The organism is Mycobacterium sp. MYCO198283 (assembly GCF_021213805.1).
Lineage (GTDB): Bacteria > Actinomycetota > Actinomycetes > Mycobacteriales > Mycobacteriaceae > Mycobacterium.
The window spans coordinates 50,710-76,699 of record NZ_JAJQJI010000011.1; the positions used below are offsets into that span (position 1 = coordinate 50,710).

Below are 25,990 nucleotides of genomic sequence, written 5' to 3' on the forward strand. Positions count from 1 at the left end.
GTGTGCGGCCGTCGCACGTCAGTACTTGTGCTGGGGGCCCTGTTCCTTCTTGTACAGCGCCTTGAGCAGCCGGTCACGGAAGAAGGCGTTGTCGATCACCTTGATTCCGGTGTTGGCGACGGCCGGGATGCCCGCGAGCTTGTGGAAGTAGCGGCCGCGCTTGTACTCCCGGCCCCACGCCGCTTCCATGCGCTGCGCGTAGTTGGTGAAGTCGTCGGGGCCGCCGTTGGTGAGCGCCGCGACCGCGCATTCGCCGGCGGCCAGGCCGGACTCCAGCGCCTTGGAGATCCCCGCGCCCGACGCCGGCTTGCCCGCACCCAGCGAATCGCCGGTGAAGAGCACGCCGGGACGCCACGGCGGCCACGCGGTGAAGCCCATCGGCAGCCGCCACGCGCGCACGCTCTTGTTCTTCTTCAGCTCCTCGATGGCGGGCAGATCCCACTCGCGGGGAAGTGACCGCAGGAACTCGCCGAGGAACTGGGTGGCGTTGATCGCCTGCCAGTTCTTGTAGCTGTTGACGTAACCCAGGCCGATGTTGAAGACACCGTTGCCCATCGGGAACACCCAGCCGTAGCCCGGCAGCTGATCGCCCTGGAACGCCAGCTTCAGGTAGATGTCGAGGCTGTCGGAATCCGGGCGGTTGGCGGGCATCTCCGAGCGGATCGCGATGGCCTGGTAGCCGTTGTACTGCGAGTCGATCTTCAGCGCGCGCTTGATGGGGGAGTAGGCGCCGTCGGCCGCGATCACCGCGTCGCCGAACACCTTCTCGCCGCCCTTGAGCACCACCCCGACCACGCGGCCATTGGCGTCGAGCTCCGGGCCGGTGACTTCGGCCGACTGCCGCACCTGCGCGCCGGCGGCCTCGGCGTGCTTGAGCAGCAAGGTGTCCAGCTCCGTGCGGCTCACGGTGTGGCCGTGGTCGGGCATGCCGGGCCGCTTGGGGAACGACAGCTCCCACTGGCTCGGGCTGAAGACCGTCACCCGGTTCACGCGGTGGAACTTCGCGACCTCGTGCGACAGGCCCATCTTCTGCAGATAGCTCACCGCGCGGGCGGTCAGCCCGTCGCCGCACGGCTTGTCGCGCGGGAATTCGGCCTTGTCGAGGACCAGCACCTTGGCCCCGGTCTGCGCGGCTTGCCAGGCGGCGGCCGAGCCGGACGGCCCGCCGCCGGCGATGACCACGTCGTATCGCTGGGTCATGAGTCCCGTCTCGTGTCGATCGGTGTACCGAAGCCGAATAGTACGCGAGCGGTTTCGTCGCCACCGACCGAGCGAATCGACGTCCGGCAGATGTCATACACCGGTCGCAGCAGGTCAGGGCCGTCCCGGCGGTACAGTGGTCGAATGCGCAGAGTGGGGCGGCCCGCACCGGGGGCGCGCGCGGACGTGAAAGTCGACGCCCGCAGCGAGCGCTGGCGTGAGCACCGCAAGAAGGTCCGCGCGGAGATCATCGACGCGGCGTTCCGGGCCATCGACCGGCAGGGACCCGATGTCAGCCTCCGCGAGATCGCCGAGGAAGCCGGCACCGCCAAGCCCAAGATCTACCGCCATTTCACCGACAAGTCCGACCTGTTCCAGGCCATCGGCCAGCGGATGCGGGACATGTTGTGGGCAGCGATCTTCCCGGCGATCGACCTGAGCACCGATTCGGCGCGCGAGGTCATCCGCAAGAGTGTCGACGAGTACGTGACGCTGGTCGACCAGCACCCCAACGTCGTCCGCTTCCTCATGCTCGGGCGGTTCACCGAGCAGACGGAGTCCGCGAAGCGGGCGCTCAACGAAAGCCGCGACATCACCCTCGGGTTGGCCGAGGCGTTCAGCAACGAACTGCGTGAGCTCAAGGTGGACCGGGACGCCGTCGAGCTGTCGGCGTCGGCGATGTTCGGCACCGCCGCGTCGGCGACGGAGTGGTGGCTGGGCGCGGAGCCGACCGCCGCGCGCCGGATGCCGCGCGAGAAGTTCGTCTCCCACCTCTCGACCATCGTGTTCGGCGCCGTCTACGGCACCACCGAGCTGCTCGGGATCAAGATCGAGCCCGACCGGCCGATCCACGCCGCCGTGCCGCGCTCCGCCTGACCGGGCCCGCGACACGCTCGCCACTACATGTGGGAATGCGTGGGCGGTCGAGCCACAAACTGTAGTGTTGAACCACCCGCGGGGGAGCTGCGGGTGACGACGATAAGTCCTGGTGAAGAGGGGTTTCAGTGAGCGAGGGCGTGAAGCTGATCGATCGGGTCTCGGCGATCAACTGGAACCGGCTGGCCGACGAGAAGGACGCCGAGGTCTGGGAACGGCTGACCGGCAATTTCTGGCTACCCGAGAAGGTGCCGGTGTCCAACGACATCCCGTCGTGGGGCACGCTGACGGCCCACGAGAAGCAGCTGACCATGCGGGTGTTCACGGGCCTGACGCTGCTCGACACCATCCAAGGCACCGTCGGCGCCGTCAGCCTCATCCCCGATGCGCTGACGCCGCACGAGGAGGCGGTGTACACCAACATCGCGTTCATGGAGTCGGTGCACGCGAAGAGCTACAGCAACATCTTCTCGACGCTGTGCTCGACCACCGAGATCGACGAGGCGTTCCGCTGGTCGGAGGAGAACCCGAACCTGCAGCGCAAGGCGCAGATCGTCATGGACTTCTACAAGGGCGACGATCCGCTGAAGCGCAAGGTCGCGTCCACGCTGCTGGAGAGCTTCCTGTTCTACTCCGGCTTCTACCTGCCGATGTACTGGTCCTCACGGGCAAAGCTCACCAACACCGCGGACATGATCCGGTTGATCATCCGCGACGAGGCCGTGCACGGCTACTACATCGGCTACAAGTTCCAGAAGGGGCTGGCGCTGGAAGACGACACCCGCCGCGCCGAGCTCAAGGACTACACCTACGAGCTGCTCTTCGAGCTGTACGACAACGAAGTCGAATACACCCAGGACCTCTACGACGAGGTCGGGCTCACCGAGGACGTCAAGAAGTTCCTGCGCTACAACGCCAACAAGGCGCTGATGAACCTCGGCTACGAGGCGCTGTTCCCGCGCGACGAGACCGACGTCAACCCCGCGATCCTCTCGGCGCTCAGCCCGAACGCCGACGAGAATCACGACTTCTTCTCCGGCTCCGGGTCGAGCTACGTCATCGGCAAGGCCGTCGTCACCGAGGACGAGGACTGGGACTTCTAGCCTCGCGGCAGCGGCTCCAGCCGGAAGCCGCAGCGGCCTACCGCAGCGACGACGTGTCGATGACGAACCGGTAGCGCACATCGCTGGCGATCATGCGCTCGTAGGCCTCGTTGACATAGTCGGGTTGCACCAGCTCGATCTCCGGTGTCACGCCGTGCTCGGCGCAGAAGTCCAGCATCTCCTGCGTCTCGCGGATGCCGCCGATCAGCGAGCCCGCGAGGCGGCGGCGGCCGAAGATCAGCGCGCCGGCCGGCACCGTCATGGGCTTTTCCGGCATGCCGAGCTCGACCAGGGTGCCGTCGAGGTTGAGCAGCCCGAGGTAGTCACCCATGTCGAGGTTCGCCGAGACGGTGTTGAGGATCAGGTCGAAGCGGCCGCGCAGCTTCTTGAAGGTGTCGGGGTCGCTGGTGGCGTGGTACTCCGACGCGCCCAGCCGCAGGCCGTCCTCCATCTTCTTCAGCGACTGGCTGAGCACCGTGACCTCGGCACCCATCGCGGCTCCGAGCTTGACGGCGAGGTGGCCCAGCCCGCCCAGGCCGATGACGGCCACCTGCGTCCCCGCGCCGGCGTTCCAGTGGCGCAGCGGCGAATACGTCGTGATGCCCGCGCACAGCAGCGGCGCGGCCTTGTCGAGCGGGATGGCGTCGGGGATCCGCAGCACGTAGTTCTCGTCGACCACGATCGCGCCGCTGTAGCCGCCGGCGGTCGGGCGGCCGTCACGGTCGACGCCGTTGTACGTGCCGACCATGCCGCCGCCGGTGCAGTACTGCTCTTCGCCGGCGCGGCAGGACGCGCATTCGCGACAGGAATCGACGAAGCAGCCGACACCGACGCGGTCACCGACCTGATACCTGGTGACGGCCGACCCGACCGCCGTGACGACGCCGGCGATCTCGTGGCCCGGCACCAGCGGGTACTGGACCTTTCCCCACTCCTGGCGCACGGTGTGGATGTCGGAGTGGCAGATGCCGGCGAACGCGATCTCGATGGCGACGTCGTGCGGGCCGGGGTCGCGGCGCTCGATGCGGGTGGGGACCAGCGGTTCCGTGGCGGACGGCGCGGCGTAAGCGGAGACGGTGATGGGCATGGCACGTCCTCGGGGTCGTCTTCTGGGGCTCTACCGAGAAAGCTTAGCGGCGCTAATTCATTCCCCCGCAGGCTCGCGCCGTGACCCTTGTTACAGGCCGGCCGCGCGCGAGCGCCGATGCCACAGTTGCCGGCGACGACGCACCGCACCTGTCAAGGGCTAGTTGATCGGCGCGTTGAGCCACCGCAGGTCGGCCAGCACCCCGCGGGCCGCGACGATGCCCTGGCCGGTTTGCCACACCTCGTTGTTCACGGCGAACACCCGGTTGTCGCGATTGGCGGACAGCTGCCGCCAGGCGTCGCTGTCGAGGACCGCCGCGCCGCGTGCCCGGGCCGCCGGAGAGGCGAAGGACACGTAGACGATGTCGCCTTCGGCGGCACGGAAGTCGGCTGTCGCCAGGTCGGTGCTGCCGATCTCGTGGTACGGCGCGTCGGTGAACCGCTGGGCGGGCGGGCGCTCGACGCCGACACCGGCGAGCACGCTCGCGGGGAAGTTGTCGGCGCCGTAGACCCGCACGGTGTCCTCGGTCAACTCGACGATCGACGCCTGGAAGTGCGCGGCGTCGTTGTCGGCGCCGACCCGCTCGGCTTGGGCGCGGAACCCCTCCAGCAGCCGGTCGGTGGCGCCCACGCGGGCCGTCGCGGCGCCGACCAGCCGCAGATTGTCCTGCCAGGCGGCGCCCGGCGCACCGGTGAAGACGGTGGGTGCGACGTCGGCGAGGGCGGCGTAGGACTGCGGCGCCAGCGCCTCGGAGCCGATGATGAGGTCGGGACGGGCCGCCCTGACGGCCGCCACGTCGGGTGCGGTGCGCGTTCCGACGGCGGGCGCCTGGTGCACGACGGTGCCCAGATACCAGGGTTGGGTGGCGCCCTCGCCGGCGAGCGCGGCGCCCACGATCCGCGATTGCAGGCCGAGTGCGCACACGAAGTCGAGCGCGTCGCCGGACAGGACGACGATGCGCTGCGGGTCGGCGGGGACGTCGGTCTGGCCGGCCGCGTGCCGCACGGGACGTGTCGGGGGGCCCGGATCGGGCGCAGCGGGCTCCGGCGCGCACGACTCGTCGGGCCGGCGGTCGTTGCCGAGCACCCCGGCGCCGGCGATCTTGGTGGTGCTGGTGATCATCGACGAGGCGCCCGCGGCGGGCCCCGGGCCGGACGCCGGCGGCGTCGAGCAGCTGGTCGCGACGGTGATCACCACTGCCGTGAGCGACGCCGCGGCGGCGGCCCAGACACCGGGTCTCTGCACGTGGCCGACGGTAACACCCGCCGTCGGTGACCCAATTACGACAGTTCGTAGGACCCATTCCCCCGGACCCGCTGACGGGGGATAGGATTTGGACACGTGCGCGTGGGTAATCCCGCCGACGCAACCGCGGTTTGGAGGAGCTCTTGACAGCCGAAGCGCCCCCTCTCGGAGGACTCGAGGCCCGTCGCCCGTTCCCGGCACGGCTCGGCCCCAAGGGCAGCCTGATCTACAAGCTGATCACCACGACCGATCACAAGCTGATCGGCATCATGTATTGCGTCGCCTGCTTCGCCTTCTTCCTCATCGGCGGCCTGATGGCGCTGTTCATCCGCACCGAGCTGGCCGTCCCGGGCCTGCAGTTCCTGAGCAACGAGCAGTACAACCAGCTGTTCACCATGCACGGCACCGTGATGCTGCTGTTCTACGCGACGCCCATCGTGTTCGGCTTCGCGAACCTGGTGCTGCCGCTGCAGATCGGCGCACCCGATGTCGCCTTCCCGCGGCTGAACGCCTTCTCGTTCTGGCTCTTCCTGTTCGGCGCGCTGATCGCCCTTGCCGGGTTCATCACCCCCGGCGGCGCGGCGGACTTCGGCTGGACCGCGTACGCGCCGCTGTCGGACGCCATCCACTCGCCCGGCGCCGGCCCCGACCTGTGGATCATGGGCCTGGCCGTCGGTGGCCTGGGCACCATCCTCGGCGGCGTCAACATGGTGACCACCGTGGTCTGTATGCGCGCGCCCGGCATGACGATGTTCCGGATGCCGATCTTCACCTGGAACATCCTGGTGACGTCGATCCTGGTGCTGCTGGCCTTCCCGCTGCTGACCGCCGCGCTGTTCGGGCTGGCCGCCGACCGCCACCTCGGCGCCCATGTCTACGACCCGGCCAACGGCGGCGTCCTGCTGTGGCAGCACCTGTTCTGGTTCTTCGGGCACCCCGAGGTGTACATCATCGCGCTGCCGTTCTTCGGCATCGTCACCGAGGTGTTCCCGGTGTTCAGCCGCAAGCCGATCTTCGGCTACTCGACGCTGATCTACGCCACCATCGCGATCGCCGCGCTGTCGGTGGCGGTGTGGGCACACCACATGTACGCCACCGGTGCGGTGCTGCTGCCGTTCTTCAGCTTCATGACATTCCTGATCGCCGTGCCCACCGGCATCAAGTTCTTCAACTGGATCGGCACGATGTGGAAGGGACAGTTGACGTTCGAGACGCCGATGCTGTTCGCCGTCGGCTTCCTGCTGACCTTCCTGCTCGGTGGGCTCTCGGGCGTGCTGCTCGCCAGCCCGCCGCTGGACTTCCACGTCACCGACTCCTACTTCGTGATCGCCCACTTCCACTACGTGCTGTTCGGCACCATCGTGTTCGCGACGTACGCCGGCATCTACTTCTGGTTCCCGAAGATGACGGGCCGGCTGCTCGACGAGCGGCTGGGCAAGCTGCACTTCTGGCTGACGTTCATCGGCTTCCACACCACGTTCCTGGTGCAGCACTGGCTGGGCAACGAGGGCATGCCGCGCCGCTACGCCGACTACCTGCCGTCCGACGACTTCATGGCACTGAACATCGTCTCGACGTCGGGCGCGTTCATCCTCGGGGCGTCCACCATCCCGTTCGTGTGGAACGTGTTCAAGAGCTGGCGGTACGGCGAGCCGGTGACCGTCGACGACCCCTGGGGCTACGGCAACTCGCTGGAGTGGGCCACCAGCTGCCCGCCGCCGCGGCACAACTTCACCGAGCTGCCCCGCATCCGCTCCGAGCGGCCCGCGTTCGAGCTGCACTACCCGCACATGGTCGAACGCATGCGCGCCGAGGCGCACATCGGCAAGCACGCCACCGTGGGCGAGTCGTCGGACGGCATGGGCCCGCGGACGGAGCCCGATCGCTGATCGCGTGCCCGCCGCGAAGGTCTCGGTCCTCATCACCGTCACGGGGGTCGACCAGCCAGGCGTGACCTCGGCGCTGTTCGAGGTGCTGTCCCGCCACCGGGTGGAACTGCTGAACGTCGAACAGGTCGTCGTCCGCAACCGGTTGACGCTGGGCGTGCTGGTCGCCTGCGATCCGGCGGCCGCCACCGGGTCGCTGCGACGCGACGTCGAGGCCGCGATCCACGGGGTCGGCCTGCAGGTGTCGATCGAGCCGTTCGGTGACACGCCGATCATCCGAGTGCCGTCGACGCACACCATCGTGGTGCTGGGCCGGCCGGTGACGGCCTCGGCGTTCTCGGCGCTGTCGCGGGAGCTGGCGAAGCTGGGCGTCAACATCGACTTCATCCGTGGGATCTCGGACTATCCGGTGACCGGACTCGAGCTCGGGGTGTCGGCGCCGGCGGAGGCCGAGACGTCGATGGCCACGGCGCTGGCCGCGGTGGCCACCGAGGAGCGGGTCGACCTGGCGGTCGAGCGGTACAGCCTGGCGCGGCGCGCCAAACGGCTCATCGTGTTCGACGTGGACTCGACGCTGATCCAGGGCGAGGTCATCGAGATGCTGGCTCACCGGGTCGGTGCGGGGGACGAGGTCGCCGCCATCACCGAGGCGGCGATGCGCGGCGAACTCGACTTCGCCGAGTCGCTGCGGCAACGGGTGGCGACGCTGGCGGGGCTGCCGGCCACGGTGCTCGACGAGGTCGCCGAAGAGCTCGAGCTGACGCCCGGGGCGCGGACCACCCTGCGCACGCTGCGGCGCCTCGGCTTCCAGTGCGGCGTGGTGTCCGGCGGGTTCCGGCAGGTGATCGAGCCGCTGGCGCGCGAGCTGATGCTCGACTTCGTCGCGGCCAACGAGCTGGAGATCGTCGACGGCAGGTTGACCGGCCGGGTCGTCGGGCAGATCGTCGACCGTCCCGGAAAAGCCAAGGCGCTGCGGGACTTCGCGCACCGGGCCGGGGTGCCGATGGAGCAGACGGTGGCCGTCGGCGACGGTGCCAACGACATCGACATGCTGACCGCCGCGGGCCTGGGCGTGGCCTTCAACGCCAAGCCCGCGCTGCGGGAGGTGGCCGACGCGTCGCTGAGTCACCCATACCTGGACACCGTGCTGTTCATCCTCGGGGTCACCCGCGCCGAGATCGAGGCGGCCGACGCCAGCGACGGCACCTACCGGCGCGTCGACATCCCCGACTGAGCGCCCGTCAGACCACCAGGGTGCGGCCCTGCGGCCCACACGATCCGGTGACGGTGCGCCAGGCGTGCGCGAGCAGTTCGACCGCCTCGGTCAGCTGCGGTTCGGGCAGCGTGTAGGGCACCCGGATGAAGCGTTCGAGGGTGCCGTCCACGCCGAACCGTGGGCCCGGCGGGATCTCCAGGCCGAGCCGTGACGCCGCCGCCGAGAGCGCCGAGCTGTTCGGCGCGGGCAGCCGCAACCACAGCGACATGCCGCCCGTCACCCCGCCGGCGACCGGCCGCCACTGCGGGAGGTGGGTCGCCAGCAGCGACAGCAGCAGATCGCGGCGCCGGCGCAGCAGGGCGCGACGGTCGGGCAGCACGTCGTCGGCGACGGCCAGCAGCCGCGCGGCGGCCAGCTGCTCGACGATCGGCGTGCCCATGTCCACCGACGGGCGCAGCGCCGCGAGGGTGGCGACGGTGCTGCGCTCACCGCGGATCCAGCCGATCCGCAGACCGCCCCAGAACGATTTCGACATCGACCCGACGGTGAGCATCAGGTCGTGGCGACGCCCGGCCGCGGCGACGGGCGCCGGCACCGGATCGGTGAGCCACATGTCGGTCATCGTCTCGTCGACGACGGTGGGCGTGCGGGTGGCGGCCACGATCTCGCCGAGGCGCTCGCGGTCCGGCGCGGGCATCGTCACGCCGGTGGGGTTCTGGTTGTCGGGAATCAGGTAGGCCAGTGCGGGCGCGACCTGCCGGATCGTGGCATACATGGCGTCCAGATCCCACCCGTCGTCAGTCATGGGCACCGGCACCGCCCGGGCGCCCGACGCGGCGATCGCCGCGAGCGCGCCGTGGTAGGTCGGCTGCTCGACGAGCACCTGGTCACCGGGCGTCGTGTACATGCGGACGATCAGCCCGATGGCCTGCAGGGCGCCGGTCGTCACCAGCACCTCGTCGGGATCGGTCGGCAGCCCGCGCGCGTCGTAGCGACGGGCGATCGCCTCCCGCAGCACCGGGACGCCGGCCAGCTCGTGTCCGGGACCGTCAAGGTGGGCAGGGAGCGCGCGCAGCGCGTCGGCGAACGCCTCGGCCACCGCGGGGGAGGCGGACATGGCCGCCGCGGCGAGGTTCACCGTCGCGGGTGCGGCGGGCGCGGCGGGTGCCGGGCCGACCGGCAGCATCGTGGTGCTCCGCGCGCCGCGGCGGGCGTGGAGATAGCCCTCGTCGCGCAGCTGCGCATACGCGGCGGTGACGGTGGTGCGCGACACCCGCAGGCCGTCGGCGAGCGCCCGTTCGCTGGGCAGCCGGGCGCCCACCGGAATCCGGCCGTCGACGATCAGCAGCCGCAGGGCGTCGGCGAGCCCGCGGTACACCGGGCCGGCGGCCGCCGCCGTCCGCCAGTTGCCCAACGCGCGAACCAAGGTGTCCACTTCGACGTGCCGGATGTCCAGATAGCTCGTCATTGCCGGCCAGTCTGCGCCAACTGGCTATTGATGGCAAGGCCACATGCGGGAACGATGAGACCATGAACTACAACTGGCTATCTCGCATCCGCGGGCTGATGTCCAGCGCCGGCTCGGCGTTCTTCGACGACTTCGACGCCGACGCGGACGGCCGCCGCGTCCGCAGCGAACTCGACGCCATCCGGGCGCGGTTCCCGGACCACGCGTGAGGCGGGCCGCTGGGCGGGGGTCGGCGCTGCTCGTCGGCCTCGTCGGCTACGGCGTCTCCATGGCGATGATGGTCGAGGCCGGTCTCGGCCTCGACCCGTGGGACGTCTTGCACCAGGGGCTGGCGCTGCGGACGCCCATGTCCATCGGCGTGGCGTCGGCCGTCGTCGGCGTGGCGGTGCTGCTGGCCTGGATCCCCCTGCGCAACCGGCCCGGCGTCGGAACCGTGGCGAACGTCGTCGTCATCGCGGTGACCGTCGACGCCGCGCTCTGGCTGCTGCCGACGCCGACGGGGCTGCCGCTGCGCAGCGCCGTGATGGTCGGCGGGGTGGTCCTGAACGCGGCGTCGACGGTGCTCTACGTGGGCGCCGGGCTCGGACCCGGGCCGCGCGACGGGCTGATGACGGGTCTGGTCCGGCGGACCGGCTGGTCGGTGCGCGTGGTGCGCACTGGCATCGAGGTCGCGGTGCTCACCGCCGGATGGCTTTTGGGCGGCACCGTGGGGATCGGCACCGTGGTGTACGCGCTCGGCATCGGCCCGCTGGTGCAGCTGTTCATCCGGCTGACGCCGCGGCGCTGGCTCGCCGCAAGCGGCTGGGCGACCGTGTCCCGGGGCGCCCGCGCCCGGCGTCGCCGACGGCGGGCGGCGCCTGACCCGGTGGCTACGATGAGCGGGTGCCCGCAACCGGCGACGACGACGCACCAGACCCCGACCTGCTGATCGACTTCCGCAACGTGTCGCTGCGCCGCGGCGGTCGGGTGCTGGTGGGGCCGGTGTCGTGGCAGGTCGAGCTGGACGAACGATGGGTGGTGATCGGCCCCAACGGCGCCGGCAAGACATCGCTGCTGCGGATCGCGGCCGCCATGGAGCACCCGTCGTCGGGCCGGGCGTACGTGCTGGGCGAACGGCTGGGCCGGGTCGACATGTCGGAACTCCGCAGCCGGGTCGGCCTGTCCAGTTCGGCGCTCTCGCAGCGCATCCCGGACAACGAGGTGGTCCGCGACCTGGTGGTGTCCGCCGGCTACGCGGTGCTCGGGCGGTGGCGCGAACGCTACGAGGACGTCGACTACCACCGGGCCGTCGACATGCTGGAGAGCGTCGGGGCCGAGCACCTGGCCGAGCGCGTCTACGGCACGCTGTCCGAGGGCGAACGCAAGCGGGTGCTGATCGCCCGGTCGCTGATGACCGATCCCGAACTGCTGCTGCTCGACGAGCCCGCCGCCGGGCTGGACCTCGGGGGCCGCGAGGAGCTGGTGGCGCGGCTCGCCGATCTGGCCGCCGATCCCGACGCCCCGGCCATGGTGCTCGTCACCCACCACGTCGAGGAGATCCCGCCAGGCTTCAGCCATGCGCTGGTGCTCAGCGAGGGCACGGTCGTCGCGGCCGGGCTGCTGCCCGACGTGCTGACGGCCGACAACCTGTCGCAGGCGTTCGGGCAGAACATCGCGCTGGACGTCATCGACGGGCGGTACTTCGCGCGGCGGGCGCGCGCCCGGGCCGCACACCGGAGGCGGGCATGAGCGACGACGACGAACCGCTGCCGACCCGGCCGGCGGCCACGGTGATGCTCATCCGGTCCGCGGCAGGGACCCGGAAGAACATCGAGGTGTTCCTGATGCGCCGCCACGCGGCGATGGAGTTCGTCGCCGGCGTCATGGTGTTCCCCGGTGGCGGGGTCGACGACCGCGACCGGGACGCCGGCGTCGCCTGGGCGGGGCCCGAACCGGCCTGGTGGGCCGAGCGGTTCGGCGTCGACGTCGACCTCGCGGGGGCGCTGGTGTGCGCCGCCGCCCGCGAGACGTTCGAGGAGTCCGGTGTGCTGTTCGCCGGATCGCCCGACGATCCGGACGGCATCGTCGACGACGCCTCGAAATACGCCGCCGAACGCGCGGCGCTGGCCGACCGATCGCTGTCGTTCGGCGAATTCCTGCGGCGGGAGAACCTGGTGCTGCGGGCCGACCTGCTGCGGCCGTGGGCGAACTGGGTGACGCCCAAGGAGGAGCGCACCCGCCGCTACGACACCTACTTCTTCGTCGCGGCGCTGCTCGAGGGCCAGCGCGCCGACGGCGAGAACACCGAGACCGACCAGGCGGGCTGGGTGACGCCGGAGGCCGCGCTCGACGACTTCGCCGCCGGCCGGTCGTTCCTGTTGCCGCCGACCTGGACCCAGCTCGACTCGCTCGCCGGCCACACCGTCGCCGAGGTGCTCGCCGTCGAACGGCACATCGTGCCCGTCGAACCGCACCTGGCCGCGGACGCGGTGACCGGAAACTGGGAGATCGAGTTCTTCGACAGCGAGCGCTACAACGCGGCCCGCAACCGCCGCGCACCGCAGGGCTACGGCGACGCGGGCGGACCCGCGAGCACGGGAGCCGCCGCGCGGTGACCGAGTTCGTCTCCGTCCACGTCGCCGACGACCGGCCCGGCGTGGCCACCGTGCTGCTGCACCGACCGCCCCGCAACACCCTCACCCGCCAGGTGTACCGCGAACTCGCGGAGGTCGCCGCCGAGGTGAGCCGCCGCGAGGACATCGACGCCGTCGTGCTGTTCGGCGGCCACGAGGTGTTCTGCGCCGGTGACGACCTCGACGAGCTGCGCACCCTGTCGGTCGACGAGGCCGCCGCCGGCGCGGCGCTGCGCGAACGGGCCCTGGCGGCGGTCGCCGCGATCGCCCAGCCGACCGTCGCCGCGGTCACCGGATACGCGCTCGGCGCCGGCCTGGGGGTGGCGTTGGCCGCCGACTGGCGCGTGTGCGGCGACAACGTCCGGGTCGGCAGCACCGAGATCCTCGCAGGCCTGGTGCCCACGGGTGGCACCAGCCGGCGGCTGACGGCCGCCGTCGGTGCGGCCGCCGCCAAGGACCTGGTGCTGTCCGGCCGGTTTCTCGACGGCCCCGAAGCGCTGCGGCTGGGGCTGATCGACGAGATGGTGGCGCCCGACGGCGTGTTCGACGCCGCCGCCGAGCGCGCCGCGCGGTTCGTCGGGCTGCCCCGGCGCAGTGTCGCCGCGGCGAAGGCGGCCATCACCGCGGCGGTCGATGCAGCACCGTCCGACGCGCTGGACGCCGAGCGACGCGGCTACATCGCTGCCTTCGGCGAGGCCTGCGGGCGGTTCGGAACCGCCGCCGACGGCCGTTAGGCTGCGGTCATGACCACCACTTCGGAACCGGCGCCCAACCCGCACGCCACGGCCGAGCAGGTCGAAGCCGCGCGGCACGACAGCAAGCTCGCGCAGGTGCTGTATCACGACTGGGAAGCCGAAACCTACGACGACAAGTGGTCGATCTCCTACGACCAGCGCTGCATCGACTACGCCCGCGGCCGCTTCGACGCGATCGTTCCCGAGCGGGTGCAGCGCGACCTGCCCTACGACCGCGCCCTCGAACTCGGTTGCGGCACCGGTTTCTTCCTGCTCAACCTGATCCAGGCGGGGGTGGCCCGCCGCGGCTCGGTGACCGACCTGTCGCCGGGCATGGTGAAGGTGGCCACCCGCAACGGCCGGTCGCTGGGCCTCGACATCGACGGCCGGGTCGCCGACGCCGAGGGCATCCCGTACGACGACGACACGTTCGACCTCGTCGTCGGCCACGCGGTGCTCCATCACATCCCCGACGTGGAGCTGTCGCTGCGCGAGGTCGTGCGGGTACTCAAGCCGGGCGGCCGGTTCGTCTTCGCCGGCGAACCGACGACCGTCGGCAACACCTATGCGCGCACGCTGTCGACGCTGACCTGGCGCGTCGCCACCAACGTCACCCGGCTGCCCGGACTGCAGGGCTGGCGGCGGCCGCAGGAGGAGCTCGACGAGTCGTCGCGCGCCGCGGCGCTGGAGGCGGTGGTGGACCTGCACACCTTCGATCCGGCCGAGCTGGAGCGGATGGCGCGGGGCGCCGGCGCCGTCGACGTCGAGACCGCCAGCGAAGAGTTCACCGCCGCGATGCTCGGCTGGCCCATCCGCACCTTCGAGGCGTCGGTGCCCCCGGGCCGGTTGGGGTGGGGCTGGGCGAAGTTCGCGTTCAACAGCTGGACGACGCTGTCGTGGGTCGACGCCACCGTGTGGCGCCGCGTCGTGCCGAAGGGCTGGTTCTACAACGTGATGGTCACCGGGGTCAAACCGTCCTGACCTTCACGCTCGACGACGTCCGCTATCTCGCCTCGCCGGCGGGTGCGGACGCCCTGGCGGCGGTGTCGCGCCAGCCACTGACCGCCGCCTCCCGGATCGCCGATGTCGCGGAGATCCGGCGTCGCCACGGCGACCGCGCGCCCGCGCTGGTGGAGACGACGCTGCTGCGCCGTCGGGCGATCGCGAAACTGCCCGGCGCTGCGGGGTGGCTCTTCACCGACGAGGCGCTGCAGCAGGCGACGCCCGCCGCGGTGGCCCGCCACCGCGCCGCCCGGCTCGGCGGCCGCGCGGTGCACGACGTCACCTGTTCGGTGGGCGCGGACCTCGCCGCGCTGCGCGACCACGCCACCGTGCTGCTCGGCAGCGACCTCGACCCCGTGCGGCTCGCGATGGCCCGCCACAACGTTCCGGGTGCGCAGCTGTGCCGCGCCGACGCGCTGCGACCGGTCAGCCGCGACACCGCCGTCGTCGCCGATCCGGCCCGCCGCACCCGGGGCCGCCGCAGTGTCGATCCGCGCGGCTACGCGCCGCCGCTCGACGCGCTCCTCGACCGCTATCGCGGCGCCGACCTGGCGGTGAAGTGTGCGCCCGGGCTGGATTTCGACCGGCTCGCCGACCTCGGTTTCTCCGGCGAGGTGGAGGTCACGTCGCTCGACGGCGACGTGCGCGAGGCCTGCCTGTGGTCGGGCGGGCTCGCCGGCGAGGGGGTGCGGCGCCGGGCCACGGTGCTCGCCGGCGACCGGGTCGTCGAACACCTCACCGACCGCGATCCCGACGACTGCGGCGTCGCGGCGGCCGGACGCTGGATCGTCGACCCCGACGGTGCGGTGGTGCGGGCCGGACTGGTCCGGCACTACGGCGCCCGCCACGGCCTGTGGCAGCTCGACCCGCACATCGCCTACTTGTCCGGCGACCGGTTACCGGCCGGCGTGCGCGGCTTCGAGGTGCTCGACGAGCTCGCCTACAGCGAGAAGCGACTGCGCCAGGCGCTGGCGGCCCGGGACTGCGGGGCGGTCGAGATCCTGGTGCGGGGCGTCGATGTCGACCCGGCGGCGCTGCGCCCGCGGCTGCGGGTGCGGGGGTCGGCCGCGCTGACCGTGGTGCTCACCCGCATCGGAGCGGGTGCCGCTGCCCGCGCCACCGCGTTTCTCTGCCGGCCGTCCCGGTGACGGCCGTCGCGCAGGTATCCTGGCGGCTCCGTTCCGTCCGGCCCCCGAGGATCGCATGATGCGCACATCCGCCCTGTTCAGCGCGGCCGCGGCGACGGCGCTGCTCACGCTGGGCGGGCTCACCGCACCGGCGTCCGCGCAGCCACCGTGCGGCGACCTGGGCGGCGTCGTCGACGGCGGCACCTGCCGCATCGACACCCACACCGCCGCCTACGGCTTCTCCGCCAGCTACCCGCTGGACTATCCCGACGAGGCGGCGCTGACCGCGTATGTGCGCGAGACCCGCGACGGGTTCGTCAACGTCGCGGACGGCCCGTCGGCGTCGAGGATGCCCTACGAGCTGGATATCACCACCCGCGACTACCGCTCGGGCCGGATCCGCAGCGTGGTGTTCGAGGTCTACCAGAACGTCGGCGCGGCGCACCCGCTGACCTGGTACAAGTCGTTCAACTACGACACGGCGGCCAAGGCGCCGCTGAGCTTCGAGCAGCTCTGGGCGCCCGGCGCGCAGCCGATGCCGGCGGTGCTGCGCGCCGTGCAGCGCGAAGTCGACCGCCAACTCAGCCAGCCCGTCGCGATCGACCCCGAGGACGGCCTCGATCCGGCGCACTACCAGAACTTCGCCGTCACCGACGACGCGCTGATCCTGTTCTTCGGCCAGGGCGAGTTCCTGCCCTCGGCGGCCGGCGCCGTCAGCGTGGCGGTACCGCGCGCGGAGCTGCCGCCGCTGGCCCGCTGACTTCGCGGCGCCGTCTCACGGGCCGAAGCTGAACACCTGGCCGTCGCTGGTCGCGGCGACCACCCGCCGGTCGTTCGCCACCGCCACCCCGACCGGCCAGCCCGTCGCCCGTGGCATCGGCAGGCGCGCGCGGGTCGAGCCGTCGGCCGGATCCACGACCAGCAGCGCCAACCCGTTCGGGCCGTCGCCCACCACCGAGTAGGCGGCGGCGCCGCCCGCCTGGCTGACGGCGGTGAGCGGCGCGACGTCGTCGTGGCGCCACTGCTCGTCGGCGTGGTCACCGCGGTCGCGCAGCGCGACGAGCTTCGCGCCCGCGCTCGCCCCGCCGACCAGCAGCAGCCCGTCCGGCGACACCGACGGCGGGAACTGCGGGTCGAAGCCCGGGTCCACGGACCAGCGGGCCTCGCCGGTGGCGGTGTCGATGGCCCACAGCCGGCCGTCACGAGCGGTCACGTAGGCGGTCTTGCCGTCAGCGGCCATCACCGGGCTGTTGACCGGACCGGACGCGACGGCCTCGCTGGTCCAGAGCTGTGACAGCACCGGTTGCTGGTCGGCGGCGTAGCGCAGCCCGACGAGCACCGGGGTGCGGGCGCCGGGCTGCCACACGCTGAGCACCGCGATGCCGGTGGCTGCGGAGTAGGCCGGCGCGGCGGCCACCGGGCAGCCCGGGCCGGCGGACTGGCAGGCGTCGAGTCCGCGTTCGGGTTCCCGCGGGTTGACCCCGGCCACCAGGTCCAACGGGGCGCCGTCGACCGTGCCGCGGTGGGCGTCGAAGATCAGTACCTGCCCGAGGTGGGTGACGACGAGCAGCCGGTCGCCGGCCACGAAGCGGGGGGTCAGCGGCATGCCGATGACCGGCTTGCGCCAGCGGATCCACTGCGTCGGCGGGAACGACAGCAGGTAGCCGGGCTGGCCGACGTAGAGGTTGTCGAAGCCGTCGAAGAGCGGGCTCGCGAAGCCCCCGCCGAGCACCAGCCGAGTGCACCACCGCTGCCGGCCGTTGTTGTCGTTCTCCCACACCATGAGCGAACAGCCGGCCGCGGTCTGGCCGTTGAGGGCGAGGTATCCGTCGACGCCGAGCGCCGGGCTGGCGAACAGGCTGCCCTTGACCTCGCGGGTCCACTGCAACACCAACGCCTCGGCGCCCGCGGTGGCGGTGTAGCCGCTGTTCGCGGCGTCGGCGTACTGCGCGGCCCAGCCCTCGGCGGCCTTGGCGTCGACCCAGTCGTCGGTGTTCCCGCAGCCGGCGACCACGAACGCGGCGGCGGAGATCGCGGCCGTCAGTTTCACCAGCCCGCGCGTCGTCTGGCGGAACACTCGCGTCCTTTCTCCGGGCTCGATCGGCGGCCGGCGACGCCACGAGACTAACGCGGTGCCGCCGGCGCCCCGCGTAGGCTGGTCGGCCATGACGACCATGTGGGGTGCACCGATCCACAAGCGCTGGCGCGGCTCCCGGCTGCGCGATCCCCGGCAGGCGCGATTCCTCACCATGGCCTCGCTCAAGTGGGTGCTCACCAACCGGGCGTTCACCCCGTGGTACCTGATCCGCTACTGGCGGCTGCTGAAGTTCAAGCTCGCCAACCCGCACATCATCACCCGCGGCATGGTGTTCCTCGGCCGCAACGTCGAGATCCACGCCACCCCTGAGCTGGCGCAGCTCGAGATCGGCCGCTGGGTGCACCTCGGCGACGGCAATTCCATTCGGGCCCATGAGGGTTCGGTGCGGATCGGCGACAAGGTCGTGCTCGGCAAGGACAACGTCATCAACGGCTACCTCGACATCGAGCTCGGCGATTCGGTGCTGATGAGCGACTGGTGCTACGTCTGCGACTTCGATCACCGGATGGACGACATCAACGTGCCGATCAAGGACCAGGGCATCGTCAAGAGCCCGGTGCGGATCGGCCCGGACACCTGGGTGTCGACGAAGGTGACGGTGCTGCGCAACACCAGCGTCGGGCGCGGCTGCGTGCTCGGCGCGCACGCGGTGGTCAAGGGCGTGGTGCCGGACTACTCGATCGCGGTCGGGGCGCCGGCGAAGGTCGTCAAGAACCGCAAGCTGGCGTGGGAGACGTCGGCGGCGCAGCGCGCCGAGCTGGCGGCCGCGCTCGCCGACATCGAGCGGAAGAAGGCGTCTCGCTGAGTCGCTGAGCCGTGGTGCGCTCGGCGCCTCTCGCGCAGCTCGGACCGGCCGAGCGGTACGGTCAGCTCATCGACCGTGGCGTGGCGGCAGCGCCTGCTCGGGTATCGGGCGTCGCGAGAGAGGTTCGCGCACAAGGCGTTTGGCTGATCCGTACACCTCGGCGGTGCGCTGCGCGACGGAGGGCCAGGCGAACTCCGCGGTGAGCCGGTCGCGGGCGGCGACGGCCCGTTGCTGCGCGGCGTCCGGGTCGTCGAGCAGCTCCCGGATGGCCGCGGCGAGCGCGCCGATGTCCTTGGGGGGAGCGCACAGTCCGGTGTGGCCGTGCACCACCGCCTCGCCCAGCCCGCCGACGTCCGACACCACCAGCGGGCAGCCGGCCGCAGCCGCCTCGAGTGCGACGATGCCGAAGGGCTCGTAGAAACTGGGCAGCACGGCGCCGTCGTGGGAATGCAGCGCCGCCAGCAGCGCCGGCTGGTCGAGTTGGCCGACGAAGCGAACGCTGCTGTGTACCTTGTGTTTTCGCGCCTTGTCGACGAGCCAGTCGCGTTGCGTGCCCGCACCGGCGATCGTCAGCGTGGTCCCGGGATGGGTGCGGCGCACCTGCGCCAGCGCCGCAATGGCGTCGTGCACGCCCTTCTCGTACTCGAGCCGACCGACGAACAGCAGCCGGGCGGGCCCGGTGCGCGGCCGCCGGAGCGCGAACGGCCAACCGGCGACGTCGATTCCGTTGGGGATGACGGTGACGCGCGGCAGGTCCGGGCCGAACAGGTCGGCGATCTCGGCGCGCATCGACTGCGAGCATGCGATCAGCGCGTCCGAGCTGCGGGCCAGCCACGATTCGAGGGCGTGCACCTGCCGGCTCACCGCGCCGGAGATCCAGCCCGCGTGCCGGCCGGCCTCGGTGGCGTGCAGGGTGGAAACCAGTGGAACGCCGTGGAATTCGGCCAGGGTGAGCGCGGGGTGCGCCACCAGCCAGTCGTGGGCGTGCACGACGTCCGGGCGAAAGGCCGCCGCCAGCGCGGCGCGGACCATCGCGTGCCCCATCGCCAGCGTCCAGGCCATCAGGTCGTCGGAGAAGGTGAACGCGTGCGGATCCTCGGCCGCGGCCACCACCCGCACGCCCTCGCGGCGGGTGTCGGTGGTGGGATGCGTCGCCGGATCGGTGCCGGTGGGCCGACGGCTCAGCACGCACACGTCATGCCCGGCAGCGGCCAGCTCGGTCGCGAGGTGGTGCACGTGGCGGCCCAGCCCGCCGATGACGACCGGCGGGTACTCCCACGAGACGAGCAGGACCCTCATCTCGTCCTCGGCGAGCGTGCGCCGCGGTACGGCCATCGCGGCGTGGCGGCGTACAGACACGCACGCTCGCGCAGACGGGTCACGGGAGGCGGCGGGCGTCCAGGGCGCCGAAGAGGCCGTCGGCGCGGTTCCAGCCGTCGGCGAGCCGCACGGCCTGGTCGCGGCGGCCCGACGCGAGCGCCGCCGCGATCTCCCGCGTGGCATGGGCGTGCAGATGCGCCCGGTAGCGCGCATAGTCGGCCGCCGAGTCCTTACTCACCATGAACGGCCAGTCGCTGGACACCGTGAGCAGCGTCTCGCGCAGGATCTGGTCGGCCACCCGGTCGCGGGCTCGCGGCGCGCCGGTCTGCTCCAGCGCCTTATCGACGGTCGCCAGCGCGGTGTCGACGACCTCGGCGTTCAGCGCCACCAGGTCGGCGACCTGCTCACCGGACCACACCTGCCAGTCCTTGCCCGAACCCCAACTGCTGGGCGGCAATTGGACCGGCTCGCCGACGAAACCCGCGGCCGCCGCGTCGGCGAACGTGCCGACCCGCACGCCGGCCTCGGGCAGGGCCCGCAGCACGCTGCGCAGCCACCGCGGGCCCTCGTACCACCAGTGGCCGAACAGCTCGGTGTCGAACGCCGCGATGACGTGCGCGGGCCGGCCGATGCGCGCCGACTCGTCGGCCAGCCGGCGGCGGACGACGTCGACGAAATCGGCGACGTGCGCGTCGACGGCACGGTGCGCGCGCTGCGGGTCGTAGGGCGCCTTCTCGTCCGACGGCACGTTGCGGCCGGTGACCCGCGACGCCTTGAGGCCGGTGTGGTGGTCGAACGTGTGGAAGTCCCGGTAGGCGGCGTGGCCGGGATAGCCCGACTTCGGCGACCACACCCGGTAGCTGACCTGCAGGTCGCGGCCGAACGCCACCACACCGCTGTCGGTCACCGGGCGTCCGAGCGCGGTGTCGCCGTGCAGCGACGGCCCGTCGACCATGAAGTGGCGTACCCCGGCGGCGGCGTAGTCGTGCTCCATGCCCGGCGCGTAGGCGCATTCGGGCGCCCAGATGCCCGCGGGCACGTGCGCGAACCGGCCCGCGGCGTCGGCCAGGCCCTCGCGCAGCGCGAACTCCCGCAACCGCGGGTTGAGCAGCGGCTGGAAGGGGTGGGCGAGCGGACCTCCCAAGAGCTCCACCGTGCCGGCGTCGACGAGCGAGCGCAGCAGCGGCGACGCGCCGTGCCGCCAGTGCTGCTCGAAGTCGGCGAGCGCCGCACCCGCCTCGGCGAACTCGCGGCGGCCGAACGCACGCAACGGCTCGCCCATGACCGTCGTGGTGGCCTCCAGCGCCCGCAGCTGCCAATTGCCCAGCCACTGGTGCATGCCGTCGAGGCAGTATGGGTCGTCGAGCTGGGCCGCGACCACCGGCGTGACGCCCAGCGTCAGCAAGTGCTGCCGGCCCTCGTCCGCGAGCTCGCGCAGCACGCGCAGCAGCGGCAGGTAGGACGCCGACCACGACTGGTAGAGCCACTCCTCGCCGACGGGCCAGCGGCCGTGGTGAGCCAGCCACGGCAGGTGCGTGTGCAGCACCAGCGTGAACATGCCGGGCGAAGCGGTCGTCATGGGCGCACCGCGATCGCCACCAGGTCCAGGCTGGCATCGATCTCGGAGTTGTCGGGTCCGCCGGTCTCGAGCAGGTCGAAGTCGTCGGCCGTCACCGACGCCACGTCGGCGAGCAGGTCCGCCGGCCACGGCGCGTCGGCGACGGCGCGGGCGATCTGGGCGTCGATCAGCGAGCCGCCGTGGCGGGCGTCGAGCTCGCGGAGCCGGCTGCCGTGAAAGACCCCGTAGACCCCTTCGACGCTGAAGCCGGCGTCGGTCAGCAGGTCGGTGAGCTCGCGGGCGTTCAGCTCGCGGGTGTGGAACGGGTTGAGCGGGGTGTCGCTGCCGGGGGAGAAGGTGATGCGGTTGGGCGTCGACATCAGCAGCAAGCCGCCGGGCCGCAGCACCCGGGCGCACTCGCCGACGAACTGCGGCTGGTCCCACAGGTGCTCGATCACCTGGAAGTTGACGACGACGTCCACCGAGCCGTCGGCAAGCGGCAGAGCGGCGAGGTTGCCGTGGCGTACCTCCACCCGGGGATACCGGCGGCGGACGTGCTCGACGGTGGTGGCGTCGTAGTCGACGGCGACCACCGAGCGGGCCACCGCCGCGATGGCGTCGGCCCCATAACCCTCACCGCAGCCGGCCTCCAACACGTCGCGGCCCACGCAGTGGGCGAGCAGCCGGCGGTAGACCACCTCGTGGCGGCGGAACCAGTAGTTCTCCACGTCGAGACCGGGAATCGTGCGCTCGCCGGTGAGGGCGAGCGTGTCTGGAGTTCCTTCGCCCGGCGCGCCGCCGCCGGTGATCTGTGCGCTCATCGGTTGGCAGGCTAACCCGACGGGCGGCCCGGCGGCTGCCGCGCCCGGTATGGGCAGGGCAAACGTCGGAAATCGCTCCGCTATGGTGTTTGACGGAACCGCTGCAAGTTACCGGCGAGTAACATCGGCGCGCAGTGGTTGCGAATGCGACCCATGCATGTCCTGCGGCCGGCTGGCCACAGGATCACTTCAGGAGGACGAACCAGACCAATGACGAACATCGTGGTCCTGATCAAGCAGGTCCCGGACACCTGGTCGGAGCGCAAGCTCTCCGAAGGTGACTGGACCCTCGACCGTGAAGCCGCCGACGCCGTTCTCGACGAGATCAACGAGCGCGCCGTCGAAGAGGCCCTGCTGATCAAGGAGAAGGAAGGCGGCGACTCCACGGTCACCGTCCTGACCGCCGGTCCCCAGCGCGCCACCGAGGCCATCCGCAAGGCGCTGTCCATGGGCGCCGACAAGGCCGTACACCTGCTCGACGACAAGCTGCACGGCTCCGACATGGTGCAGACCGGCTGGGCGCTCGCCCGCGCGCTGGGCCAGATCGAGGGCACCGAGCTCGTCATCGCCGGCAACGAGGCCACCGACGGCGCCGGCGGCGCGGTCCCGGCGATCATCGCCGAGTACCTGGGCCTGCCGCAGCTGACCCACCTGCGCAAGCTGACCGTCTCCGACGGCAAGGTCATCGGCGAGCGGGAAACCGACGACGGCGTGTTCACCGTCGAGGCCCCGCTGCCCGCCGTGGTGAGCGTCAACGAGAAGATCAACGAGCCGCGCTTCCCGTCCTTCAAGGGCATCATGGCCGCCAAGAAGAAGGAAGTCACGACGCTCACGCTGGCCGACATCGGGGTCGAGGCCGACGAGGTCGGACTGGAGAACGCCGGCACCAAGGTGCTCGCCGCCACCCCAAAGCCGCCGAAGACGGCCGGCGAGAAGATCACCGACGAAGGTGAGGGCGGCAGCCAGATCGCCCAGTACCTGGTGTCGCAGAAGCTCATCTAGGAGAAGGCAGAACTCATGGCTGAAGTACTCGTACTCGTCGAGCACGCCGACGGCGCCATCAAGAAGGTCACCGCCGAGATGCTGACCGCCGCCCGCACCCTGGGCGAGCCGTCGGCCGTCGTCGTCGGTGCGCCGGGCACCGCCGAACCGCTGATCGCCGACCTGAAGGCCAACGGGGCGGAGAAGATCTACGTCGCCGAGTCCGACATCGTCGACCAGTACCTGATCACCCCGCCGTTGGATGTGCTGGCCTCGCTCGCCGAGTCCGCCAGCCCCGCCGCGGTGCTGCTGGCGGCCAACGCCGACGGCAAAGAGATCGCCGGGCGCCTCGCGGCCCGGATCGGCTCGGGCGTGCTGACCGACGTGGTCGGTGTCAAAGAAGGTGGAGTGGGCGTCCACAGCATCTTCGGTGGCGCGTTCACCGTCGACGCCCAGTCCACCGGCGAGGTCGCGGTGATCACGCTGCGCGCCGGTTCGGTGGACGCCGAGCCGGTCGAGGGCGCCGGCGAGGTCGTCAAGGTCGAGGTGCCCGAGCAGGGCGAGAACGCCACCAAGGTGATCTCGCGCGAGCCGGCCGTCGCCGGCGACCGGCCGGAGCTCACCGAGGCCAGCGTCGTCGTGGCCGGCGGCCGCGGCGTGGGCAGCGCCGAGAACTTCCGCGTGGTCGAGGAGCTCGCCGACTCGCTCGGCGGTGCCGTGGGCGCCTCGCGCGCCGCGGTCGACTCCGGCTACTACCCGGGCCAGTTCCAGGTGGGCCAGACCGGCAAGACCGTGTCGCCGCAGCTCTACATCGCGCTCGGTATCTCCGGCGCAATCCAGCACCGCGCCGGCATGCAGACCTCGAAGACCATCGTCGCCGTCAACAAGGACGAAGAGGCGCCGATCTTCGAGATCGCCGACTACGGCGTCGTGGGCGACCTGTTCAAGGTGACCCCGCAGCTCACCGAGGCGGTCAAGAGCCGCAAGGGCTGAGCGAACCACACCGAGGAGCCCCCGTCCGCCGCCCGCGGACGGGGGCTTCCTGGTGTGCCGCCGGTGAACTCCCGACGACACCGCGGTGCGCGCGGACATTCGTCACCTGACGTGCACGGACGCGTCACGCCGGCGATGCCGTCCGGCCGGGCGGATCCGCGACCGTCGGGCCATGAGCAGTGCAGCTGTCCTCATTCCCGCCGACCACCCCACCTCCACCACCGCGCCCCGCTACACCCTGCTGCTGTCCACCGACCCCGCGCTGATCGAGGCCGCGCAGCGGCTGCGCCACGACGTCTTCGCCGCCGAACCCGGTTACGCCTTCTCCGGCGACGGCGCGGCCGACGGGCTCGACGCCGACCGCTTCGACGAGTTCTGCGACCACCTGCTGGTGCGCGACGACACCTCGGACGCCGTCGTCGGCTGCTACCGGATGCTGCCGCCGCCCGCCGCGATCGCCGCCGGCTCGCTGTACCTGGCCACCGAGTTCGAGATCTCGGCGCTCGACCCGCTGCGGCCCTCGCTCGTCGAGATGGGCCGCGCGGTGGTGCACCCTGCACACCGCAACGGGGCCGTGGTGCTGCTGATGTGGTCGGGAATCCTCGCCTACCTCGACCGCTGCGGATACGATCACGTCACCGGCTGCGTCTCGGTGCCCGTCGCGGACGGCGGCCAGCCGCCCGGCGCCCTGCTGCGTGGGGTGCGCGACGTGGTGCGACGCCGGCACGCGGCGCCCCCGGAGTTCACCGTCCACCCGTACCGGCCGGTGGTCGTCGACGGTCGACTTCTCGACGAGCTGCCCGCACCCGCCCGGGTGGCCGTCCCGCCGCTGCTGCGCGGCTACCTGCGCCTGGGCGCCGGCATCTGCGGCGAACCCGCCCACGACCCCGCGTTCGGCGTCGGGGACTTCCCGGCGCTGCTGGACAAGCGCCGCGCCGACGTCCGCTATCTGCGCAGGCTGCGGTCCGCGGCCCGAGCGGCCGGGCCGGCCCCGGAGTCGGCGCGGTGACCACCCACGCCTGGCTGCCCCACTCCGGCTGCTCCGCGGCCTGCCTGCCGGACGCCGCCGCGCGGCGGGGTCTCGGCGCACTGCGCGTGGCGCTGCGGTTCCCGGCGCTGCTGGCCGTGCTGTCGGCGTTCGCGCTGCTCGTCGTTCCGGTGCCGGGCCGGCCCGCGCTGCAGCGCGCGCTGTGCCGGGCGCTGCTGCGCTGCCTCGGCATCCGGGTGGCCGTCACCGGCGGACCGGTGCGCAACGTGGCCGGGGTGCTGGTGGTGAGCGACCACGTGTCATGGGTCGACGCGGTCGTGATCGCCGCGGTGATGCCCGGCACGTTCGTCGCCCGCGCCGACCTGTTGACCTGGCCGGCGCTGGGCGCGCTGGCCCGCCGCACCGGCGTCATCCCCATCGACCGGGCCAGCCTGCGCGGCCTGCCCGCCGTCGTGACCGCCGTCGCGGCCCGGCTGGGCGCCGGGCGCACCGTCGTCGCGTTCCCGGAGGGCACCACCTGGTGCGGCCGCAGCCGCGGCACCTTTGCGCCCGCGATGTTCCAGGCCGCAATCGACGCCGGCCGGCCGGTGCAGCCGCTGCGGCTGGCCTACCGCGACGGGGCCGGCGCCGCGTCGACGGTCCCGGCGTTCGTCGGCGACGACACGCTGCTGCGGTCGGTGCTGCGCACCATCCGCGCCGGCCGCACGGTCGCCGAGCTGGAGGTGGCGTCGCTGCAGCTGCCCGGCGCCGACCGCCGGAACCTCGCGGCGCGCTGCCAACGCGAAGTCCGCGGACCCGTCGCGAGCCGGCGCGTCACCGGCTCCGCGGTCGCCGCCTAGCAGGCCCGGCCGCGACCACCGCGAGGGCTAA

25 protein-coding genes are annotated in these 25,990 nt (G+C 71.8%); 17 read left to right on the plus strand and 8 right to left on the minus strand.

The features are described from left to right. Positions 1-18 precede the first annotated feature (18 nt). Entirely contained in the window at positions 19-1,200 is a 1,182-nt protein-coding gene (locus LV457_RS18915) for an NAD(P)/FAD-dependent oxidoreductase (RefSeq protein ID WP_232173079.1), read from the minus strand. Positions 1,201-1,344: 144 nt separating this feature from the next. On the opposite strand from LV457_RS18915, the gene LV457_RS18920 reads away from it, so the two are divergent. Both LV457_RS18920 and nrdF read left to right on the plus strand, forming a co-directional pair. Continuing rightward, entirely contained in the window at positions 1,345-2,076 is a 732-nt protein-coding gene (locus LV457_RS18920) for a TetR/AcrR family transcriptional regulator (RefSeq protein ID WP_232173080.1), read from the plus strand. A 128-nt stretch (positions 2,077-2,204) separates the two neighbouring features. Next, positions 2,205-3,179 (plus strand): class 1b ribonucleoside-diphosphate reductase subunit beta, encoded by a 975-nt coding sequence (gene nrdF / locus LV457_RS18925; RefSeq protein WP_232173081.1) that lies wholly within the window; start codon positions 2,205-2,207, stop codon positions 3,177-3,179. 37 nt (positions 3,180-3,216) lie between these two features. Here the strand turns inward: nrdF and LV457_RS18930 are convergent, their stop codons facing one another. Then, on the minus strand, positions 3,217-4,266 hold the full coding sequence (locus LV457_RS18930; protein ID WP_232173082.1) for an NAD(P)-dependent alcohol dehydrogenase: 1,050 nt from the start codon (positions 4,264-4,266) through the stop codon (positions 3,217-3,219). A gap of 159 nt (positions 4,267-4,425) precedes the next feature. Further along, positions 4,426-5,511 carry an iron-siderophore ABC transporter substrate-binding protein gene (locus LV457_RS18935; protein WP_232173083.1) on the minus strand — a complete coding sequence of 362 codons (1,086 nt, stop codon included), beginning with the start codon at positions 5,509-5,511 and terminating at the stop codon, positions 4,426-4,428. Between the two features lie 143 nt (positions 5,512-5,654). On the opposite strand from LV457_RS18935, the gene ctaD reads away from it, so the two are divergent. Then, complete coding sequence (gene ctaD / locus LV457_RS18940; protein WP_232173084.1) at positions 5,655-7,400, plus strand: cytochrome c oxidase subunit I; 1,746 nt, start codon at positions 5,655-5,657, stop codon at positions 7,398-7,400. A 4-nt stretch (positions 7,401-7,404) separates the two neighbouring features. Further along, positions 7,405-8,631 carry a phosphoserine phosphatase SerB gene (gene serB, locus LV457_RS18945; protein WP_232173085.1) on the plus strand — a complete coding sequence of 409 codons (1,227 nt, stop codon included), beginning with the start codon at positions 7,405-7,407 and terminating at the stop codon, positions 8,629-8,631. Positions 8,632-8,638: 7 nt separating this feature from the next. Here the strand turns inward: serB and LV457_RS18950 are convergent, their stop codons facing one another. After that, entirely contained in the window at positions 8,639-10,081 is a 1,443-nt protein-coding gene (locus LV457_RS18950; protein WP_232173086.1) for a PLP-dependent aminotransferase family protein, read from the minus strand. Between the two features lie 62 nt (positions 10,082-10,143). On the opposite strand from LV457_RS18950, the gene LV457_RS18955 reads away from it, so the two are divergent. From LV457_RS18955 to LV457_RS18990, 8 genes are read left to right on the plus strand one after another with little or no spacing between them, the layout of a single operon-like run. Next, a complete protein-coding gene (locus tag LV457_RS18955; RefSeq protein WP_232173087.1) occupies positions 10,144-10,290 on the plus strand; it encodes a hypothetical protein in 147 nt (48 codons plus the stop codon). Next, positions 10,287-11,009, plus strand: a complete 723-nt coding sequence (locus tag LV457_RS18960) for a YitT family protein (RefSeq protein WP_232173088.1) — start codon at positions 10,287-10,289, stop codon at positions 11,007-11,009. Before LV457_RS18955 ends, LV457_RS18960 begins: the two co-directional genes overlap by 4 nt. Further along, positions 10,964-11,809: an ABC transporter ATP-binding protein gene (locus LV457_RS18965; protein WP_232173089.1), complete on the plus strand. Its 846-nt coding sequence runs from the start codon at positions 10,964-10,966 to the stop codon at positions 11,807-11,809. Before LV457_RS18960 ends, LV457_RS18965 begins: the two co-directional genes overlap by 46 nt. Next, positions 11,806-12,675, plus strand: coding sequence for an NUDIX hydrolase (locus tag LV457_RS18970; RefSeq protein WP_232173090.1), 870 nt, complete (start codon positions 11,806-11,808; stop codon positions 12,673-12,675). The genes LV457_RS18965 and LV457_RS18970 overlap by 4 nt, the downstream gene beginning before the upstream one ends. Then, positions 12,672-13,427: an enoyl-CoA hydratase gene (locus tag LV457_RS18975; RefSeq protein ID WP_232173091.1), complete on the plus strand. Its 756-nt coding sequence runs from the start codon at positions 12,672-12,674 to the stop codon at positions 13,425-13,427. Before LV457_RS18970 ends, LV457_RS18975 begins: the two co-directional genes overlap by 4 nt. A 9-nt stretch (positions 13,428-13,436) precedes the next feature. Beyond that, positions 13,437-14,408 carry a class I SAM-dependent methyltransferase gene (locus LV457_RS18980; RefSeq protein WP_232173092.1) on the plus strand — a complete coding sequence of 324 codons (972 nt, stop codon included), beginning with the start codon at positions 13,437-13,439 and terminating at the stop codon, positions 14,406-14,408. After that, positions 14,342-15,577, plus strand: a complete 1,236-nt coding sequence (locus LV457_RS18985) for a class I SAM-dependent methyltransferase (RefSeq protein ID WP_232173093.1) — start codon at positions 14,342-14,344, stop codon at positions 15,575-15,577. Before LV457_RS18980 ends, LV457_RS18985 begins: the two co-directional genes overlap by 67 nt. 58 nt (positions 15,578-15,635) lie before the next feature. Further along, entirely contained in the window at positions 15,636-16,316 is a 681-nt protein-coding gene (locus tag LV457_RS18990; protein WP_232173094.1) for an esterase, read from the plus strand. 15 nt (positions 16,317-16,331) lie between these two features. Here the strand turns inward: LV457_RS18990 and LV457_RS18995 are convergent, their stop codons facing one another. Beyond that, a complete protein-coding gene (locus LV457_RS18995) occupies positions 16,332-17,633 on the minus strand; it encodes a PQQ-binding-like beta-propeller repeat protein (RefSeq protein ID WP_232173095.1) in 1,302 nt (433 codons plus the stop codon). Between the two features lie 88 nt (positions 17,634-17,721). Between LV457_RS18995 and LV457_RS19000 the strand changes: the two genes are divergently transcribed. After that, entirely contained in the window at positions 17,722-18,459 is a 738-nt protein-coding gene (locus LV457_RS19000) for an acyltransferase (protein WP_232173096.1), read from the plus strand. A 66-nt stretch (positions 18,460-18,525) separates the two neighbouring features. Here LV457_RS19000 and LV457_RS19005 read toward each other — a convergent pair whose 3' ends face one another. The 3 genes from LV457_RS19005 to LV457_RS19015 form a co-directional block, all read right to left on the minus strand. After that, entirely contained in the window at positions 18,526-19,758 is a 1,233-nt protein-coding gene (locus LV457_RS19005) for a glycosyltransferase family 4 protein (RefSeq protein ID WP_232173123.1), read from the minus strand. Positions 19,759-19,837: 79 nt separating this feature from the next. Beyond that, positions 19,838-21,358 (minus strand): glycoside hydrolase family 57 protein, encoded by a 1,521-nt coding sequence (locus LV457_RS19010; RefSeq protein WP_232173097.1) that lies wholly within the window; start codon positions 21,356-21,358, stop codon positions 19,838-19,840. Then, a complete protein-coding gene (locus LV457_RS19015; RefSeq protein ID WP_232173098.1) occupies positions 21,355-22,158 on the minus strand; it encodes a bifunctional 2-polyprenyl-6-hydroxyphenol methylase/3-demethylubiquinol 3-O-methyltransferase UbiG in 804 nt (267 codons plus the stop codon). Before LV457_RS19015 ends, LV457_RS19010 begins: the two co-directional genes overlap by 4 nt. Positions 22,159-22,368: 210 nt before the next feature. Here LV457_RS19015 and LV457_RS19020 point away from each other — a divergent pair, with 210 nt between their 5' ends. The 4 genes from LV457_RS19020 (at position 22,369) to LV457_RS19035 (ending at position 25,959) form a co-directional block, all read left to right on the plus strand. Further along, positions 22,369-23,160, plus strand: coding sequence for an electron transfer flavoprotein subunit beta/FixA family protein (locus tag LV457_RS19020; RefSeq protein WP_232173099.1), 792 nt, complete (start codon positions 22,369-22,371; stop codon positions 23,158-23,160). A 15-nt stretch (positions 23,161-23,175) separates the two neighbouring features. Beyond that, positions 23,176-24,132, plus strand: a complete 957-nt coding sequence (locus LV457_RS19025) for an electron transfer flavoprotein subunit alpha/FixB family protein (RefSeq protein ID WP_232173100.1) — start codon at positions 23,176-23,178, stop codon at positions 24,130-24,132. A gap of 172 nt (positions 24,133-24,304) precedes the next feature. Beyond that, a complete protein-coding gene (locus LV457_RS19030; protein ID WP_232173101.1) occupies positions 24,305-25,141 on the plus strand; it encodes a GNAT family N-acetyltransferase in 837 nt (278 codons plus the stop codon). Beyond that, a complete protein-coding gene (locus LV457_RS19035; RefSeq protein WP_232173102.1) occupies positions 25,138-25,959 on the plus strand; it encodes a 1-acyl-sn-glycerol-3-phosphate acyltransferase in 822 nt (273 codons plus the stop codon). The genes LV457_RS19030 and LV457_RS19035 overlap by 4 nt, the downstream gene beginning before the upstream one ends. Positions 25,960-25,990: the final 31 nt, after the last annotated feature.